Annotated in this window: 14 protein-coding genes; 5 read left to right on the forward strand and 9 right to left on the reverse strand. The window is 49.5% G+C overall.

Going from position 1 to position 17211, the window contains the following annotated elements:
• The first annotated feature begins 19 nt into the window (after positions 1–19).
• A complete protein-coding gene (polA, locus tag DSM2777_RS03580) occupies positions 20–2824 on the forward strand; it encodes a DNA polymerase I (RefSeq protein ID WP_061553193.1) in 2805 nt (934 codons plus the stop codon).
• A gap of 163 nt (positions 2825–2987) precedes the next feature.
• Positions 2988–3035 (forward strand): small protein SpfP, encoded by a 48-nt coding sequence (spfP, locus tag DSM2777_RS25220; RefSeq protein ID WP_071892919.1) that lies wholly within the window; start codon positions 2988–2990, stop codon positions 3033–3035.
• Between the two features lie 110 nt (positions 3036–3145).
• On the opposite strand, the gene yihA is transcribed toward spfP, so the two are convergent.
• A complete protein-coding gene (gene yihA, locus DSM2777_RS03585) occupies positions 3146–3799 on the reverse strand; it encodes a ribosome biogenesis GTP-binding protein YihA/YsxC (protein WP_025799755.1) in 654 nt (217 codons plus the stop codon).
• Positions 3800–4548: 749 nt separating this feature from the next.
• Here yihA and yihI point away from each other — a divergent pair.
• Positions 4549–5088, forward strand: coding sequence for a Der GTPase-activating protein YihI (yihI, locus tag DSM2777_RS03590; protein WP_046459998.1), 540 nt, complete (start codon positions 4549–4551; stop codon positions 5086–5088).
• 182 nt (positions 5089–5270) lie between these two features.
• Positions 5271–6644: an oxygen-independent coproporphyrinogen III oxidase gene (gene hemN / locus DSM2777_RS03595; protein ID WP_061553194.1), complete on the forward strand. Its 1374-nt coding sequence runs from the start codon at positions 5271–5273 to the stop codon at positions 6642–6644.
• Between the two features lie 71 nt (positions 6645–6715).
• Here hemN and ghrB (DSM2777_RS03600) read toward each other — a convergent pair whose 3' ends face one another.
• The 5 genes from ghrB (DSM2777_RS03600) to DSM2777_RS03620 all read right to left on the reverse strand — a co-directional run bounded on the left by ghrB (DSM2777_RS03600) (position 6716) and on the right by DSM2777_RS03620 (position 13204).
• The gene (ghrB, locus tag DSM2777_RS03600) at positions 6716–7690 is read right to left on the reverse strand and encodes a glyoxylate/hydroxypyruvate reductase GhrB (RefSeq protein ID WP_061553195.1); all 975 of its coding nucleotides are present in this window, start codon (positions 7688–7690) and stop codon (positions 6716–6718) included.
• A gap of 4 nt (positions 7691–7694) precedes the next feature.
• Positions 7695–8990, reverse strand: a complete 1296-nt coding sequence (locus tag DSM2777_RS03605; RefSeq protein ID WP_025799748.1) for an MFS transporter — start codon at positions 8988–8990, stop codon at positions 7695–7697.
• 70 nt (positions 8991–9060) lie between these two features.
• Positions 9061–10002, reverse strand: a complete 942-nt coding sequence (locus DSM2777_RS03610; protein WP_061553196.1) for a sugar kinase — start codon at positions 10000–10002, stop codon at positions 9061–9063.
• Between the two features lies 1 nt (position 10003).
• Entirely contained in the window at positions 10004–10756 is a 753-nt protein-coding gene (locus tag DSM2777_RS03615; RefSeq protein WP_061553197.1) for a sugar phosphate isomerase/epimerase family protein, read from the reverse strand.
• Positions 10757–11545: 789 nt separating this feature from the next.
• On the reverse strand, positions 11546–13204 hold the full coding sequence (locus tag DSM2777_RS03620) for a putative transporter (protein ID WP_043489901.1): 1659 nt from the start codon (positions 13202–13204) through the stop codon (positions 11546–11548).
• 396 nt (positions 13205–13600) lie between these two features.
• On the opposite strand from DSM2777_RS03620, the gene inaA reads away from it, so the two are divergent.
• Positions 13601–14251, forward strand: coding sequence for a lipopolysaccharide kinase InaA (gene inaA / locus DSM2777_RS03625; RefSeq protein WP_061553198.1), 651 nt, complete (start codon positions 13601–13603; stop codon positions 14249–14251).
• Positions 14252–14325: 74 nt separating this feature from the next.
• On the opposite strand, the gene ghrB (DSM2777_RS03630) is transcribed toward inaA, so the two are convergent.
• From ghrB (DSM2777_RS03630) to glnG, 3 genes are all read right to left on the reverse strand, one after another.
• Positions 14326–15306, reverse strand: a complete 981-nt coding sequence (ghrB, locus tag DSM2777_RS03630; RefSeq protein ID WP_061553199.1) for a glyoxylate/hydroxypyruvate reductase GhrB — start codon at positions 15304–15306, stop codon at positions 14326–14328.
• Between the two features lie 188 nt (positions 15307–15494).
• Positions 15495–15620 carry a YshB family small membrane protein gene (locus DSM2777_RS24385; RefSeq protein ID WP_418009023.1) on the reverse strand — a complete coding sequence of 42 codons (126 nt, stop codon included), beginning with the start codon at positions 15618–15620 and terminating at the stop codon, positions 15495–15497.
• Between the two features lie 141 nt (positions 15621–15761).
• On the reverse strand, positions 15762–17183 hold the full coding sequence (gene glnG / locus DSM2777_RS03635; RefSeq protein WP_061553200.1) for a nitrogen regulation protein NR(I): 1422 nt from the start codon (positions 17181–17183) through the stop codon (positions 15762–15764).
• Positions 17184–17211: the final 28 nt, after the last annotated feature.

Here is a 17211-nt window from a genome sequence, read left to right on the forward strand (position 1 = left end):
ATCACGATAAAGACATACTATGGCCGAAATCCCTGAAAACCCCCTGATCCTAGTTGATGGATCCTCATACCTGTACCGTGCATACCATGCTTTTCCTCCGTTAACGAACCGTGCGGGAGAGCCTACAGGGGCAATGTATGGCGTGTTGAATATGCTGCGCAGCCTGATGCTGCAATATCAGCCGAGTCACGTCGCTGTGGTATTCGACGCCAAAGGAAAGACTTTCCGTGATGAGTTGTTTGCTGAATACAAATCACATCGTCCACCCATGCCAGATGACTTACGTGAGCAAATAGAGCCGCTGCATAAAATGGTTCAGGCCGTTGGTTTGCCTCTTCTAGCTGTTTCTGGCGTCGAGGCTGATGATGTTATTGGTACGTTGGCGCAGGCTGCTGAAAAAGCCGGACGCCATGTATTGATCAGCACCGGTGATAAAGATATGGCGCAGCTTGTGACGCCAAATATCACGCTGATCAACACGATGAATAACACCATTTTGGGGCCACAGGAAGTTTGCGAAAAATATGGTGTGCCACCTGAGTTAATCATCGATTTCCTTGCCCTGATGGGGGATTCCTCGGATAACATTCCAGGCGTACCCGGCGTTGGCGAAAAAACAGCTCAGGCGCTGTTACAAGGTATTGGTAGCCTAAAACAGATCTATAGCGATTTGGATAAAGTGGCGACTCTGAGTTTCCGCGGTGCCAAAACGATGGGCGCTAAGCTGGAGCTGAATAAAGATAAGGCCGATCTTTCATACCTGCTGGCGACGATTAAAACCGACGTTGAGTTGGATGTTACCTGCGACGATCTCCAGCTCAAGCCGATGGACACTGAACAACTGCACGAATTATTTAGCCGCTATGAGTTTAAACGCTGGCTAGAAGACGCAGAAGCCGGTTCTTGGCTCAGCGGTGAAAAGAAAGCACCAGCGGCGCGTAAACCTGCCAAAGCTGACAGTGAGCCGCTAGCGGCGGCTGTGGTGGAAGAGGCCACGTCGGTTTTATCACAGGAAAATTACCAAACTATTCTGGATGAGTCGGCGCTGGATAATTTGATCGCCAGCTTGAAAGCCGCGAAGGTTTTCGCCTTCGATACGGAAACTGATTCTCTGGATGTCTTAACGACCAATCTGGTCGGCCTGTCATTTGCGACAGCGCCGGGCGTCGCGGCTTATATTCCAGTCGGCCATGACTATCTCGATGCGCCAGATCAGCTGAGCCGTGATGCCGTTTTGGCGAAGTTAAAACCCCTGTTGGAAGATGACAATCTTCAGAAAGTTGGGCAGAACCTAAAATACGATCAAGGCGTCATGGCGCGTTATAGCATTGAGCTAAAAGGCATTGCGTTCGACACTATGCTGGAATCGTATGATCTCGACAGCGTTGCCGGTCGCCATGATATGGATAGCTTGGCTGAACGTCACTTGAATCATAAAACCATTACTTTTGAAGAAATTGCGGGTAAAGGTAAATCTCAGCTGACCTTTAACCAGATTGCACTTGAACAGGCTGCGCCTTACGCAGCTGAAGATGCCGATGTGACTTTACAGCTGCATCTCAAACTTTGGCCACAGCTAGAAAAAGAAGCGGGTTTGAAGAAAGTCTTCACTGATATTGATATGCCTTTGGTTCCAGTGCTTTCGCGCATGGAGCGAACCGGCGTACTGATCGATAGCAATATTCTTGGCAAACATTCTCAGGAGCTGGCTATCCGCTTGGATGAGCTGGAGAAGAAGGCACATGAGGCTGCGGGAGAACCCTTCAACCTCTCCTCACCAAAACAGCTACAGGCGATTTTATTCGAAAAGCAGAAGCTGCCTGTTGTGAAAAAAACGCCGGGCGGAGCGCCTTCAACAAATGAAGAGGTGTTGGCTGAATTAGCTGAGCAAGGCTTTGAACTGCCAACCATTATTTTGGAACATCGTGGTTTAGCGAAGTTAAAAAGTACGTATACGGATAAGCTCCCGCAGATGATCAATGGCGCGACGGGTCGAGTCCATACCTCTTATCACCAAGCGGTTACCGCAACCGGACGACTTTCTTCCAGCGATCCTAACCTACAGAATATCCCAGTGCGTAATGATGAAGGACGCCGGATCCGTCAGGCTTTCATTGCGCCACAGGGCTACAAAATTGTTGCGGCCGACTACTCTCAGATTGAATTACGCATCATGGCGCACTTGTCGGGTGACAAGGGTCTACTGACTGCGTTTGCCGCCGGTAAGGATATTCACCGTGCTACGGCGGCAGAAGTCTTTGGCTTAGCGCTTGAAGATGTCACCAGTGAACAGCGACGCAGTGCTAAAGCGATTAACTTTGGACTGATTTATGGCATGAGCGCGTTTGGTTTGGCTCATCAGCTGAATATTGCCCGTGGTGAAGCGCAGCGTTATATGGACCTCTATTTTGAGCGTTACCCTGGCGTGCTTGAATATATGGAGCGTACACGGCAGCAGGCAGCTGAGCAGGGATATGTAGAGACGTTGGATGGTCGTCGCCTCTATCTGCCTGAAATTCATTCCCGTAACGGTATGCGCCGTAAGGCGGCAGAACGCGCTGCGATCAACGCGCCGATGCAAGGAACCGCGGCTGATATTATCAAGCGTGCGATGATCGCCGTTGATGCATGGTTATTGGAACAGCAAGAACCTTTAGTTCGCATGATTATGCAGGTGCACGATGAATTGGTCTTTGAAGTTCATGAGTCCATCATCGATCAAACGGTCGAGAAAGTTCGTGAACTGATGGAGAAAAGCCTTGAGTTGGCGGTTCCGTTAAAAGTTGATGTGGGTACTGGTGAAAACTGGGATCAAGCTCACTAAATGATGGTTAATTAATCTATTTATGTAATTTAACTACATAAAATCGCGTTCATTACGCCGTTTATGCTGCTTAATTGAACGCATTTTTGTAAGTTAGCTACAAAAAGGGTTTTCCCTCGTCTGAAAATGTTGTAGAGTTACAGACGTAGGGTACAGAGGTAAGATGTTCTATCTTTCAGACCTTTTACTTCACGTAATCGGATTTGGCTGAATATTAGCCGCCCCAGTCTTTTATGACTGGGGCGTTTTTTTTTGCCCAAACCAAAAAAAGGCCGCCTAAGCGACCTTGTTCAATAACTTGTTCAATAAGATGTTAGGCAGTTATTCCCCGCCTTCTTCCTCATCTTCTTCAGACAGTGTTTCAGGCTCAATCTCGCTGAACCACGTATTCAGTTTTTCACTCAGCTTATCGACGCCAAACTTCTTCAGTGAAGAAAACGCTTCAACCTGAATATCGCCCATAAACGGCAAAATAGCCTCACGCACCATATTTAGCTGAGCTTTGCGCGCACCGGATGCCAATTTGTCGGCTTTGGTTAGCAGCAGCATAACCGGCAGGTTAACGTCTACGGCCCATTGGATCATTTGCTGATCGAGATCTTTCAGCGGGTGACGGATATCCATCAACACCACTAAACCCTTCAGACAGTTACGTTTTTGCAGGTATTCACCTAACGCTTTCTGCCATTTGCGTTTCATCTCTTCCGGCACTTCTGCATAGCCATAACCTGGTAAGTCAACGAGGCGAATACCGTCGGTAACTTCAAACAGGTTAATCAGCTGAGTACGTCCAGGTGTTTTACTGGTACGTGCTAAGCCTTTTTGGTTGGTCAGCGTATTGAGGGCGCTGGATTTACCGGCGTTAGAGCGACCGGCAAAGGCAACTTCAATTCCGGTATCGGCCGGCAGTGCGCGAATATCAGGGGCGCTGGTGACGAAGTGTGTCACATGATAGTTATAAGTTTTACGGTTCAAAACGTTCGTCTCCATTAAAGCATGGGGGTATCTGGTGGGGATTATAACTGCATCAGCCGCAAAGAGCGCATAAAACCGCTGTTTATCTGCTGTAAGCTCACGGCTTACAGCCGTGTAAGACATTGACCATTCGTTTTTCGGGCAATCACGTTTTCCGCTATAAGCCTGAATTTATTAAAGTAATAGATTCATATAATTACAAAACAACGTGATAGAGATCACATGATGTCGGGTGTGATAACCCATTGAGAAAGTAAGCCAATACTTTAAAGTATCTTTCAACGCCAAGGATAACGGCACGGAAACTTCGTCAGGAAGACGAATCTCAGGGAACGCAAGAATGCGTAACGAGAGAAAGGATTCACGCTAAAGGATTAGCGAAGATATACAGGATGTATATCGTAAAGGAAGACACGAACTCAGGATGAGTTTAGCGCTGGAATTGGCGCAACAAGGACAAGAGCCTCAGGAAGAGGATGCTAGGAGCAAAACGGCAAAGGGAAAAACCGGGACGTTGACTGCATTCAAGGATTGAATTGCGTGAATATCCTTCATTTGAAGGCTAGAATTAAGGCGACAGTTTAGGCTGTCGCCTTTTTTCTTTGTGTGCTTTCTGGTAGGGTGTGCGCATTGTCCGCCCCCTCAGCCTAAACGCCTGTTTTACGGGTGTCGGAGACTGGCGTATCAGGAATTAACCTGAGCTCGCTAATATTTCTCTACTCGATTTATCTCTCTGTGAGTACACGCTAATGAGTCCTGCCAATAAAACGCCGAAAGCTAAAACTTCAGCGCCAAAACAAAAACGAAAAACCCGTGTTGAGCTCGATCTGGAAGCTCGTGCCCGTAAGCGCCAGAAAAAGCACCGCGGTAACAAATCGGGTGGCCGTGCCAACCCAGAAGCCGCCAACAAAAAAACCGGTGATTCAGCCAAAGTTGTAGATCCGCGCATTGGCAGCAAAGTGCCTGTATCGCTGGTGGCAACAGAAGTGAAGAAGCCAAAAGCAAAAGCGCCTAAACCGGAAGCGAAAAAACGACTGACGCCAGAAGAAGAGCTGACTCAGTTGGAAAACGATCCGCGTCTGGATGAGCTGCTGATCCGCCTTGACGATGGTGAAGATCTCAACCAAGAAGAGCAAAGCTACGTCGACAACATGTTGGATCGTATTGATGCGCTGATGGAAGAGTTAGGCATCGAGTTGGGCGACGAAGATGACGAAGTCGACGAAGAAGAGCCAAAAGAAGACATCGTTAAATTGCTCAAACGCGGTAACCCGAAAGACGTATTTTAATCGTCAATGGGGCTAATCCTAACAATAGCCTTACTGCTTACGTGTTATCTGCTGTGGTTATTAGGTAAACTATGGTGGCTGTCGCGGCGTAAACAACGCTGGCGGCAAGCTGCCATGACCCGCCAGTTTTCACGGCTTCCTCGTCACCGGTCTGGCAGACGAAATCATCGGAAGGAGTAAGCATGTCGGAACAGGCAATTGTCTGGGATCTGGCCCTGATTCAAAAATATAACTATTCTGGGCCGCGTTACACCTCATATCCTACTGCATTAGAATTCAGCGAAAGCTTCACCGAGACTGAGTTTGCGAATGCAGTAGCTCGTTACCCTGAACGTGCGCTGTCGCTTTACGTTCATATCCCGTTTTGCCACAAGCTGTGTTACTTCTGCGGCTGCAATAAGATCGTTACCCGTCAAACACATAAAGCGGATGAATATCTTGATAAGCTGGCATTCGAAATTCGCCAACGTGCACCGATGTTTGTGGGGCGAAAAGTCTCCCAATTACATTGGGGCGGTGGTACGCCAACGTATCTAGATAAAAACCAGATTTCCGGCTTAATGCATATGCTGCGCGATGCTTTTGATTTTCTGCCGGATGCAGAAATTTCAATTGAGGTCGATCCGCGTGAAATTGAGCTGGATGTGCTCGACCACCTGCGCCAAGAAGGCTTCAACCGCCTCAGTATGGGCGTGCAGGACTTCAACAAAGAAGTTCAGAAGCTGGTGAATCGTGAGCAAGACGAACAGTTTATCTTCGATTTGATTAACCGAGCTAAAGCGATCGGTTTTACCTCAACGAATATCGATCTTATCTACGGTTTACCAAAGCAAACGCCAGAGAGCTTTAGCTATACGCTGCAAAAAGTGGCTGAGCTAAATCCCGATCGTCTGAGCGTATTTAACTACGCGCATATGCCGAAGCTATTTGCCGCGCAGCGTAAAATTAAAGACGAAGACCTGCCATCGGCAGACAGCAAGCTGTCTATCCTGCAAGAAACTATCGCGATGCTAACGGGTTCTGGCTATCAGTTTATCGGTATGGACCACTTCGCTCACGCTAATGATGAATTGGCGGTGGCTCAGCGTGAGGGCAAATTGCATCGCAATTTCCAAGGCTATACCACGCAGGGCGATAGCGATCTGCTCGGGCTGGGCGTTTCCGCGATAAGCATGATCGGGGATAGCTATGCGCAGAATCGCAAAGTGCTGAAAGAGTATTACGCCGACGTGCAAGACCACGGCCATGCGCTTTGGCGTGGGCTTTCCATGACTGAAGATGACTGTTTGCGCCGTGATGTGATTAAAAATCTCATCTGCAACTTCCGTCTAGACTATTCCCAAGTTGAGAGCCAATACGCGATTGTTTTTGCCGATTATTTCGCGGATGACTTAAAACTGCTGGCACCTTTGGTCGACGATGGGCTGGTGGAAATAACGCCAACCAGCATTGAAGTGACGCCACGCGGTCGTCTGCTGATCCGTAATATTTGCATGTGCTTTGATATTTATCTGCGTAAGCAGGCGAGAATGCAGCAGTTTTCGCGGGTGATCTAAAAGATGTATGTCTTGGTAGGAAGAGCCGATGTGGCTGGACCTACCAAGACCTGAAGTGAAGCACGACGCAATTACTTCAACAAATGTGCATTCACACTGTTTTCCGTTACTTCCCCCGTTAATGCCGTGATCAGATTATCTACCGCGCAGGCCGCCATGTTATAGCGGGTTTCTTCCGTTGCTGAGCCGATGTGAGGCAGTGCAACAACGTTAGGTAACTGCAGCAATTCTGAATCAGCAGGCAGTGGCTCCACTTCGAACACATCCAATCCTGCAGCGCGAATCGTACCGTTTTTTAACGCCTCAATTAATGCAGCCTGATCGACGATTTTGCCGCGTGCGCCGTTGATCAAAATAGCGCTGGATTTCATTTTAGCTAAACGTTCAGTGTTGATGAGTTTATGCGTTTGCTCACTGTAAGGCAGCGTAATACAGACGAAGTCAGACTGGGCGAGCAATTCATCCAGTTCGCAACGGCGAGCGTTAAATTCCTTTTCCACCTGCGTATTGGGGCGATCGTTCCAGTACAAAACATTCATGCCAAAACCTGCGTGGGCTCGACGTGCCAGCGCCGCGCCGATACGCCCCATGCCCAAAATACCAATCGTTTTATGATGAACGTCGACGCCATAGCTATCGCTGCCGATGCTGCGCGTCCATTTTCCGGCTTTCACCATTTCTGCCATTTCCAAAGCGCGGCGAGCGGTCATCAGAATCAGCGTAAACACGGTATCAGCCGTGGTTTCGGTGAGCACCGTTGGCGTGTGCATCAACACAATTTTACGCTGTGTCAGATCGCCGACGTCGAACTGATCGTAGCCAACTGAAATGGTTGAGATCGCTTTTAGCTTGAGAGCATGGTCAAGTAACTCTGCTCGTACCGGAACACTTGCGCCAATCATGCCATCGGCATTTTTTAGCGCGGCGAGAACTTCTGCACGGTTAGTCTCATTGATTCCATCAAAGAATCGGACATCAAAATTGTCTTCTAATCGTTGTAGCAAATCAGAGGGTATTTTCTTATACAGAACAATGGATTGCTTCATAAAACTATTTCCCCTGAGCAACGGCTGAGGCCGGTTTAACGGTGGCTTTTTTTTGCGTATCTGAGGGTTTAACGATAAGCGTTAACCAAACAGCGACCAGTAGCGCACCGGCCATAAATACGTAGGACGCAGCTGGAGAGCCGGTAGAACCATTCAGATAACCCACAAACCACGAGCCAAAGAAAGAGCCTAGTGCGCCCATGCTGTTAATTAAGGCCATTGCGCCACCGGAAACGTTACGTGGCAGCATTTCAGGGATAATGGCGAAGAATGGGCCATAAGGTGCATACATCGCTGCGCCTGCGATAACCAACAGCGCGTAAGACCACCAGAAGTGATTAGCGCCGACGAGATAAGAACCGATAAAGGCCAGTGCGCCGATCAACAGCAGCGGCCATACGAACAGTTTACGGTTTTGCATTTTGTCGGATGCCCAAGACACCACGATCATCGCAATGGTTGCAGCCAAATATGGCACCGCCGATAACCAGCCAGCTTCCACCATTCCCATATCAGAACCGTGGCGCAGAATCGAAGGCAGCCACAGCACAAAGCCGTACACGCCGATACTCCACGCGAAATACTGAGCGCACAGGATAATGACGTTACGTGAGCGGAAAGCCTCGCTGTAGTTACGTACAGCCTTAATGCCTTGCTGTTCTTCAAGCAGTTTGGCTTGCAGCGCGGCTTTTTCAGATTCACTTAACCAGCCAACCTGCTCAGGTTTATCTTTAACCAGCACCCACCAACAGAAGGCCCAAATAACCGCAGGGAAGCCTTCGATGATGAACATTTCGCGCCAGCCATAGGCATGAATCAAATAGCCAGACACCACAGACATCCACAGAACGGTGACCGGATTACCTAAAATCAAAAAGGTATTGGCTCTGGAGCGTTCTGCCTTGGTAAACCAGTTACTGATGTAGATAAGCATGGCGGGCATAACCGCCGCTTCAACGACCCCAAGAGCGAATCGAATCGCCGCCAGTGCAGGAATATTACTGACCAAGCCGGTTAGCGTGGCACACATGCCCCACAGGATCAGGCACCAAAATACCAGCTTACGCACGCTACGGCGTTCGGCGTAAATGGCTCCAGGGATCTGGAAGAAAAAATAGCCGAGGAAGAATAGGGCTCCCAGCAGAGAGGCCATTCCTTTGGTGATGCCAAGATCTTCATTAATCCCAGCGGCAGAGGCAAAGCTGAAGTTCGCGCGATCAAGATAAGCCATGCTGTAGGTGATAAAAATCACCGGCATGATGTACCACCAGCGCTTCGGGGCAATCGTTGATTTGCTCATGGTTATAATCCTTCAGTATGGTTCAGATACATCCTTGGGATGTAGGGCCCAGAGGTGGATGTGTTATTTATTATTCGCCGAGTTCAGCACGGGTTGGTAAACCCTCGCTGTCCCCGATCGCCTGCACAGCCAGCGCACCAATTTTGTTACCGCGCATAACGGCATCCGGTAGCGCTTTGCCTTCAAGTAATGCACTGATAACACCGACGGCAAAGCCATCACCCGCGCCAACGGTATCAATCACGTTTTCAACACGCACGGCAGCAACATGTTGCTGGTGGCCGTCTGCGGTTTTAAACCAAGCGCCATCTGGCCCGAGTTTGATGATGACGGCTTTTACGCCGCGGCTAAGATAGAAATCAGCAATCTCTTCCGGTGTTTGTTTGCCTGTGAGGATCTGACCCTCTTTCAGACCCGGTAAAACCCAATCGGCCTGGAACGCTAAAGCATTCAGCTTTTCACACATCACTTGCTGGCTTGGCCATAGCACTGGACGCAAATTAGGATCGAAAGAGATGGTTTTACCCATCGCACGCATTTCCTGAGCCGCGTGGTTGGCGAGAGCCAAAGAATCGGTAGAAAGCGCTGCGGCAACGCCGCTCAGGTGAAGATGGCGAGCCTGCGAGAAATAGGCCCGATCGAAATCGTGAACAGAAAGGTGGCTGGCAGCCGATCCTTTGCGGAAATATTCCACTTTGGGATCGGTTCCATTTTCTGCTTTAGATTTCAGCTGAAAACCGGTTGGGAAGCGCTCATCAACGGTAACGCACTGATGATTTATTCCCTCTTGCTGTAGCGTAGCGAGCGTAAAACGGCCAAAAGAGTCGTTTCCTACGCGGCTAACCCAGCCCACGTTCATTCCGAGGCGAGACAAACCAATAGATACGTTCAGCTCAGCGCCCGCGATACGTTTGGTGAACTGCATGGCTTGATCCAGTTCACCGGTTTCATTGGCGACGAACATGGTCATTGCTTCGCCATAGGTGATTACGTCTAACGGTGAAGTTTTCATATTAGTCTGCTCTCAATAAATTAACGTAGTGGCGGGTTACTGAGGTTAAGTCATCGCCTTCTAATGGGAATTCAATACCGCGCATTGCCTGATGGGGAAGCTTAGCCAGCAAGGGTTTCCAGCGACCGTCGCTATTATCGAGTTCCACCGCGCACCAGCCTTGAGGCCGTTTTTCTGCGGCTTTCACATGTACGTAATGCACCATGTGCGCCAGCTTTTGCGCTGCAATATGCGCGTCTTCGTCAACCCAGTCCCAGTTCGCCATATCGAAGGTCATACGTATTGGGGAATGACAATCTTGTACCGCGGCAAAAAACGCGTTTAACGGTGACAAAATACCGCAGTCCGGTGTTTGATCGTTTTCAACCACGAGTTGCACTTGGTGCTTGCTGAGCAAGGCGTTTAGTTCGGTGATGTCATAGCCTGGCTGATAATGCCCTAGTGAGAATTTCACCGTGCGAGCGTTGAGCTCGGCGGCTTCTCGTAAACGATTTTCGAGCTGTGGATTCAGTGAACCATCGCGGGAAAATAATCCTTCCGGTACGGAATAGACGGCGAAAAGCTGGTGGTCAGCAATTTGACCGGCTAAATGGCTTAAGGTGCTTAGTTCTGAGTCAGATAATAACTCGCGACGAATTTCAACGCCGTTGGCACCTGATTCGGCGATAATTGGCAGTAAATTAGCCTGTCCGCCTAACTTTTTAATGTTGTCCCACCCATAAGCGGCGGTCACAACGACGATATCTCTTTTCATATTCACTCCAATGATGGTCACTTCATCATCAATTCAATAACGCCAAGATATTTGGAACCGGTTCCATAAAAAAGCGAAATAATGAGGATGTATGACAGTTGTCACAGATTGGTTTGGGATGAATTCAGAAGTGTGATCGAGGTGGGATTGTCATTGCAAAATGTAAGCTTAATTCAGTGCATAAATGCCTGATTATGGAGTATGCGCTTGCGGTGTAAGGTTTCGACCGCCTATCAGCACCGGTATTCACATACAACTTCAGTCGAAGGCGTTCGAGTCGGGTGCGCCAGCGCGCGCACCCAACACCCGCGCGCTTTTATCCGAGACGCCATCTCCGCTCCGGTTTGGTATCGCCCATCCCGGGCGCCCCAAACTCCGTCGGTACATCCCTGTACCGACGGCTCTCCCCACCAAGACTTAAACAATGAAAAGAAAAACAGAGAAAAAAATAAAAAGATAAGAAGACAAAAAAGTCTTTTGTCTTTTCCGTGTTAGATGGAATGCATTTTAGAGCCGCCAGCAGGGATGCTGGTGGCAGGTTGAGGGCGCACAGGATGTGCGCTCCGAGACCGGTCGGTCAAACGGCTCGGTCAAAAGCGCGCGAGTTGAGAGTCCCCGCGCAACGGGACTCTCATCGGACGCCTACGCCGGTAGCTTCATAGAAATGCAAATGCTCACAGGCGTTCGAAACCTTACGTATATCTGTAATATTGAGATTGTCTTGTATGAACTTCAGTACAGACATACTCGGTGTTCGAAACCTTACACTACTCCATAAAATCCCCGCCCCTACATTGCCCAAAAAATCACCGCCAACAACTGTGGCGACATAATCCTTAAGAACATTGCGAGTGGATAAACCGTCGCATACGAGAGCGCCGCAGCGCCGCTAGTCGGATGTAGTCCGTTAGCGAAAGCCAGCGCTGGAGGATCTGTCATTGAGCCAGCTAGCATGCCGCAGATGGTTAGATAGTTCATCTTCGCCATCGCGCGCGCGAGGATCCCAGCAGTAAGCAGTGGAATCGCGGTAATTAAGATGCCATAGCCAATCCACGATAAACCATCGCCATTAAGCAATGTATCAACGAAGTTACCGCCAGATTTCAGGCCAACGACGGATAAAAATAGGACGATACCGAGTTCGCGCAGGGCAAGGTTGGCGCTAGGTGGCATAAACCAATACAGCTTACCAATACTGCCGATGCGGCCTAAAATCAGCGCGACCACCAACGGACCACCCGCCAAACCTAACTTCAATGCGGCAGGGAATCCGGGGATGAAAAGGGGGATGGAACCGAGTAAAACGCCGAGTCCAATGCCAATAAACACCGGCAGCATTTGAACCTGTTGCAGTTTCTGCTGGGCGTTGCCGACGATATCTGCCACGCGATCGATAGATTCCGGTCTTCCCACCAGATTCAATATATCGCCAAACTGGAGGCTTGCATTGCTACTCGCAACCAACTCAACACCAGAGCGGTTCAGGCGAGAGATCACCACGTCGTATTTCTGTTTTAAATTCAGATCGCGGATTTTTTTACCTAACACTTTCTCGTTCGTCACCACCACGCGGCTCACTTGAAGCGCCGTACCGCGTGTAGACAGTGATGTATCGACCTGATCGCCGATGACTAACCGTGCGTTTTCTAAATCCTGTTTTTGTCCAACCAGATGGATAAGGTCGCCTAATTCCAGCACCGTATCGGGCAGTGGCACCATCAGATGTTCGCCGCGTTTTAAACGTGAACAGACGATTTCATCGCTGTTGATAATAGGGATGCTATGAATCGGCATTCCTGCCAGATTGGGGTTTCGCACCGAAATGTTCATGGTTTGCAGCAGCTCATGCTTCAAGCCATTTTTGGCGTCAAAATCTCTGGCCTCGGCATCCACGCTGATACGAAATATCAAGCGTAGCAGCCACATCACCAGCAAAATGCCGCATATCCCAAACGGGTAGGCCATGGCATAGCCCATCCCCATCTTATCAACCAGCGCGGGATCGGAGCCTAAATCGGTCAGGATTTGCTGTCCGGCTCCAAGCGCAGGGGTATTGGTCACTGCGCCTGAAAACACGCCCAGTATCACGGGAAGAGGAACACCAAACAGTTTGTGGATCAGCGCCGTCACGACGCCGCTCAACACCACCATCAGAACGGCAAAGCCGTTAAGCCTGAGCCCTGAAACCCGTAGCGAGGAGAAGAAGCCGGGCCCGACCTGAATCCCGATGGTATACACAAATAAAATCAGGCCGAATTCTTGGATGAAATGCAGCATATCGCCGTTGAGGTCGAGTGCGTAAGTCTGAGCAAAATGGCCGACGATAATTCCGCCAAAAAGCACGCCTCCGATGCCTAAGCCAACACCATAAATGCGCCAATTGCCGATCCACAAACCCAGCACGGCAACGAGCGCCAGCAGACTAACCGTAAGGGCGATATCGCTCATCGTACACATCCTTGATTCTACTGCTAATAAAAGGCGGCATCGAACTCGCTCGCCGTTGATCACTGGTTAATGTCTAACTGCTTACAATTACTGTGGATTCTCGCAAAAGCCGCATCGCACATCTGTGGGGTAAACCACATAACCGCAGTCATTATGAAACGATTCACCTATTACGTTTGTGCATTGAATGTTTTATCGCCGACTTAAGCCTTCGTGATGATGAATGTACGTTTTCTGGCGATATACGGAAGTACGTCCTGCGGTCGGTGAGCTCTTTAAGATAATCCCACTACTAGTTTTAGTGGTTATTATTGCGCTGTATGTGTATTTTTTTCGTTCGATTTTAAATTTAGAAATAACAGTCTGCGTGAATGGATTTTCACACGAGGGGTTGATATGGCATCACGAGCAGAATTAGAAGAGTTTCAACGTTGGTGGGATACAGAAGGCGATTGGGTTGAAGAGCCTAATGAGCGCCGCAAAGGCATGAGCGGCGTTCAGCGCATAGAACGTGATGGCAAAACGCTTTATGTAAAACGTCAGGTGATGCACCTATTCCACTCTCTGCGTTATCCATTTGGACGTCCCACCATTGTGCGCGAAATTCAGGTGATCAACGAGCTCTCGGCGGCTGGTGTGATCGTCCCTAAAATCGTATACGGTAAAGCGCTGCAAATTAATGGCGAATGGCGTGCACTGCTCGTGACGGAAGATATGAAGGATTTTGTGTGTATCGGTGATTGGTATACACAAAAACAGAATCAGGCCTGCGAACCTGAAGTGATGAATGAACTGCTCAAGCAGATTGCCGTTGCCTTTAAAAAAATGCATAGCGTAAATCGTCAGCACGGTTGCTGTTATGTGCGGCATATCTATGTGAAAAGTCATGGGGACGTTCAGGCTGGATTTTTAGATCTTGAAAAGAGTCGCCGCCGTTGGGTGAGAGAAAAAGCGGTGCGGCACGATTTTAAACAGTTAGAGAAATACTTAGAGCCGATCCCTCCTGAAGATTGGCAGCGTGTAAAAGAGCACTACTATTCTTTATAACGTGTGCTTAATAACGCCTCCTATTCTCCGCTGAAGTATGGGCAGATTGTCCTGCCCATCACTGCTTTATGTTTCTAGTTTTTGGCTGCAATCTGAGGATTGACGCAGTTTTCCTTCACCGTACCGTTTAATGCAGCAATCAGATTATCGACGGCGCACGCCGCCATACCGTAGCGGGTTTCATGTGTTGCCGAGCCAATATGCGGTGCTAAAACCACATTTTTAAGCTTCATCAGCTCTGAATCATGAGGTAATGGTTCGCGCTCAAACACATCTAAGCCCGCCGCGAGGATGGTGCCGTCTTTCAGCGCTTCAATTAAGGCGTTTTCATCAATGACAGGTCCGCGACCCGCATTGATTAAAATGGCGCTTTTTTTCATTTTTTCTAACTGTGCACGCCCAATCATATGGTGGGTTTGTGACGTCAGCGGCAGTGTTATGCAAACAAAATCAGATTGGGCGAGTAGCGTATCTAAATCGCAATGTTGTGCCTGATATTTTTGATTCGCCTCTGGGTTTGGGGTGCGGGTGTTATAAAGCACTTTCATGCCAAAACCAAAGTGAGCGCGCTGTGCCAGCGCCATACCGATGCGCCCCATGCCAAGAATACCGACGGTTTTGTGGTGAACGTCCGTTCCGTAATGATCGGCTCCAAGGCTATCATTCCAATGCCCGTCACGGATCCATGCATCTAATTCTGGAATGCGGCGCGCAGTGGCCAGCATCAGCCCCATTAACGTATCCGCGACGGTTTCCGTTAACACGGTGGGGGTATGCATCAGCAAGATATTACGTCGGGTCATCTCGTCGACGTCAAAATTATCGTAGCCGACTGAAATGGTTGAAGCCGCCCGAAGTTTAGGCGCTTGTGCCAGTAGGTCAGCATCAATACGCCCGCCAGAACCGATTAATCCTTCTGCGTTTTTTAATGCCTGTAAAAATGCAGGGTAGGTTTGATGAGAAAGCTCGTCAAAGGCGGTCACGCTGAAGTGTTCGTCGAGCTTTTGGCGCAGGTCAGCGGGTAGCTTTTTATAGAGAACGATGGCAGGTTTCATGTTTGCTCCTAGGAGATAGGCGTCAGGATTGGCTGATAATTCAGGCTCTTTCATTTCAGCATAACAGCGAAAGATGCAAACAGGGTTCTGAATTGGGTCTTAATCACGATGAGTTTTAAGGATTCTGCCAACAAAAAAGGGCGTTGCTAGAACAACGCCCTTTCTCATGAGAGGGGGGAGTGAATAGGTTAGCCTAAAAAACTCAGCAGAGCGGCGCATAGCACGGCGGCAAATGCCGTCTGCGATGAGTGTCCGGCGGCGGTGGCGAGCTCAGTACCTTGCGAGATCAAGCTCAGTAACGAATCGATCATCATAACCTCCAAAAACTGTGCCGATGATCATACCGATCCGCGGTGTGCAGTGAAAGATCGGCATAGCCGTTTTTTTGTGCGCCGGATTGTATTTTTATTAACCAGACACAGCCCGCTAACAAATCTCTAATGATTGGCTAACGATTACTCCATTCCCAACTCTTTTAGCTTACGTGTCAGGGTATTGCGTCCCCAGCCGAGAAGGCGTGCGGCTTCTTGTTTATGACCATGGGTATGACGCAGCGCGGTCGTCAGCAGAATGCGTTCCATCTCTGGCTGCGCCTCAGACAACAGGTCCTGATGGCCAGATCGCAAGGCATGTTCTGCCCACTGAGCCAAAAGTGCAGACCAATGATCGGGAGAGGCGGTTCCGCTGGTGGATTCCGGCACGCTGGTTTCAAACAGCTCGCTTGGCAAGTCTTGAACCAGCAACTCCTGTCCGGCGGCCATAACGGTAAGCCAACGGCAGGTGTTTTCTAGCTGGCGCACGTTACCCGGCCATGGAAGACGTGTGAGCGCCAACTCGGTATCAGGATGAAGAATTTTTGCTTCAACGCCTAATTCGGTGGCAGCCACTTTTAAAAAGTAACGCGCTAGGCGAGGAATATCTTCACGGCGCTCGCGCAACGGAGGCAGATGTACGCGAATGACGTTAAGGCGATGGAATAAATCCTCACGGAATTTTCCTTCCTGCACCCGTTGCTCAAGGTTTTGATGCGTTGCGGCAATGATACGCACATCGACTTTGACGGGGGCATATCCGCCAACGCGATAAAACTGACCGTCGGCTAGCACGCGCAGCAGACGCGTTTGCACATCGAGCGGCATATCACCGATTTCATCCAGAAACAGCGTGCCGCTGTCTGCCTGTTCAAAACGGCCCTGACGAATTTGATTCGCGCCGGTAAAGGCCCCTTTTTCGTGACCAAACAGCTCTGATTCAATCAGGTCTTTGGGGATGGCGGCCATATTCAGCGCAATAAACGGCGCTTTGCCGCGTGGGCTGTGGCGATGTAGCGCGTGCGCCACCAGCTCTTTACCCGTACCCGATTCACCGTTAATCAATACGCTGATTGAAGAGCGCGAAAGTCGGCCAATAATGCGAAAGACATCCTGCATCGCCGGTGCTTCACCGATGATATCGGCAGCCGGATCGTTAATGGGTTCGCTGCGTGCGGGATGCTGCTGTTCCTGATAGTGGCTGATCGCCCGTTCTACAAGAGCGACCGCTTCATCAATATCAAAAGGCTTAGGCAAGTAATCAAAGGCACCTTGCTGATAGGCGCTGACCGCGGCATCCAAGTCTGAATGCGCTGTCATTATGATGACCGGAAGCATTGGATGACGCTGTTTTATCTGCTTGAGTAACGCTAAACCATCCATGCCGGGCATGCGAATATCGGATAACAAAACGTCCGGCGTTTGGCTGGCTAAGGCATCCAGTACCTCATTTCCGTTCTCAAACGTGACGCAGCGCAGACCCGCGCCGGTCAGTGCGCGTTCCAGCACCCAGCGGATGGAACTGTCATCATCAACGATCCAGACGATTCCCTGTTGCGTTGTCATAATCACCTCTGTTTACGGAAGGCCGCTT

The sequence above is a fragment of the Obesumbacterium proteus genome (assembly GCF_001586165.1).
GTDB lineage: Bacteria > Pseudomonadota > Gammaproteobacteria > Enterobacterales > Enterobacteriaceae > Hafnia > Hafnia protea.

What these genes read in the sequence shown, in the direction of transcription:
- hemN (WP_061553194.1), top strand. Translation starts at nt 5,271, where the DNA reads ATGTCGGAACAGGCAATTGTCTGGGATCTGGCCCTGATTCAAAAATAT.
- DSM2777_RS03605 (WP_025799748.1), bottom strand. Translation starts at nt 8,990, where the DNA reads ATGAGCAAATCAACGATTGCCCCGAAGCGCTGGTGGTACATCATGCCG.
- DSM2777_RS24385 (WP_418009023.1), bottom strand. Translation starts at nt 15,620, where the DNA reads ATGATGATCGATTCGTTACTGAGCTTGATCTCGCAAGGTACTGAGCTC.
- yihI (WP_046459998.1), top strand. Translation starts at nt 4,549, where the DNA reads ATGAGTCCTGCCAATAAAACGCCGAAAGCTAAAACTTCAGCGCCAAAA.
- ghrB (WP_061553195.1), bottom strand. Translation starts at nt 7,690, where the DNA reads ATGAAGCAATCCATTGTTCTGTATAAGAAAATACCCTCTGATTTGCTA.
- glnG (WP_061553200.1), bottom strand. Translation starts at nt 17,183, where the DNA reads ATGACAACGCAACAGGGAATCGTCTGGATCGTTGATGATGACAGTTCC.
- DSM2777_RS03620 (WP_043489901.1), bottom strand. Translation starts at nt 13,204, where the DNA reads ATGAGCGATATCGCCCTTACGGTTAGTCTGCTGGCGCTCGTTGCCGTG.
- DSM2777_RS03615 (WP_061553197.1), bottom strand. Translation starts at nt 10,756, where the DNA reads ATGAAAAGAGATATCGTCGTTGTGACCGCCGCTTATGGGTGGGACAAC.
- ghrB (WP_061553199.1), bottom strand. Translation starts at nt 15,306, where the DNA reads ATGAAACCTGCCATCGTTCTCTATAAAAAGCTACCCGCTGACCTGCGC.
- polA (WP_061553193.1), top strand. Translation starts at nt 20, where the DNA reads ATGGCCGAAATCCCTGAAAACCCCCTGATCCTAGTTGATGGATCCTCA.
- DSM2777_RS03610 (WP_061553196.1), bottom strand. Translation starts at nt 10,002, where the DNA reads ATGAAAACTTCACCGTTAGACGTAATCACCTATGGCGAAGCAATGACC.
- inaA (WP_061553198.1), top strand. Translation starts at nt 13,601, where the DNA reads ATGGCATCACGAGCAGAATTAGAAGAGTTTCAACGTTGGTGGGATACA.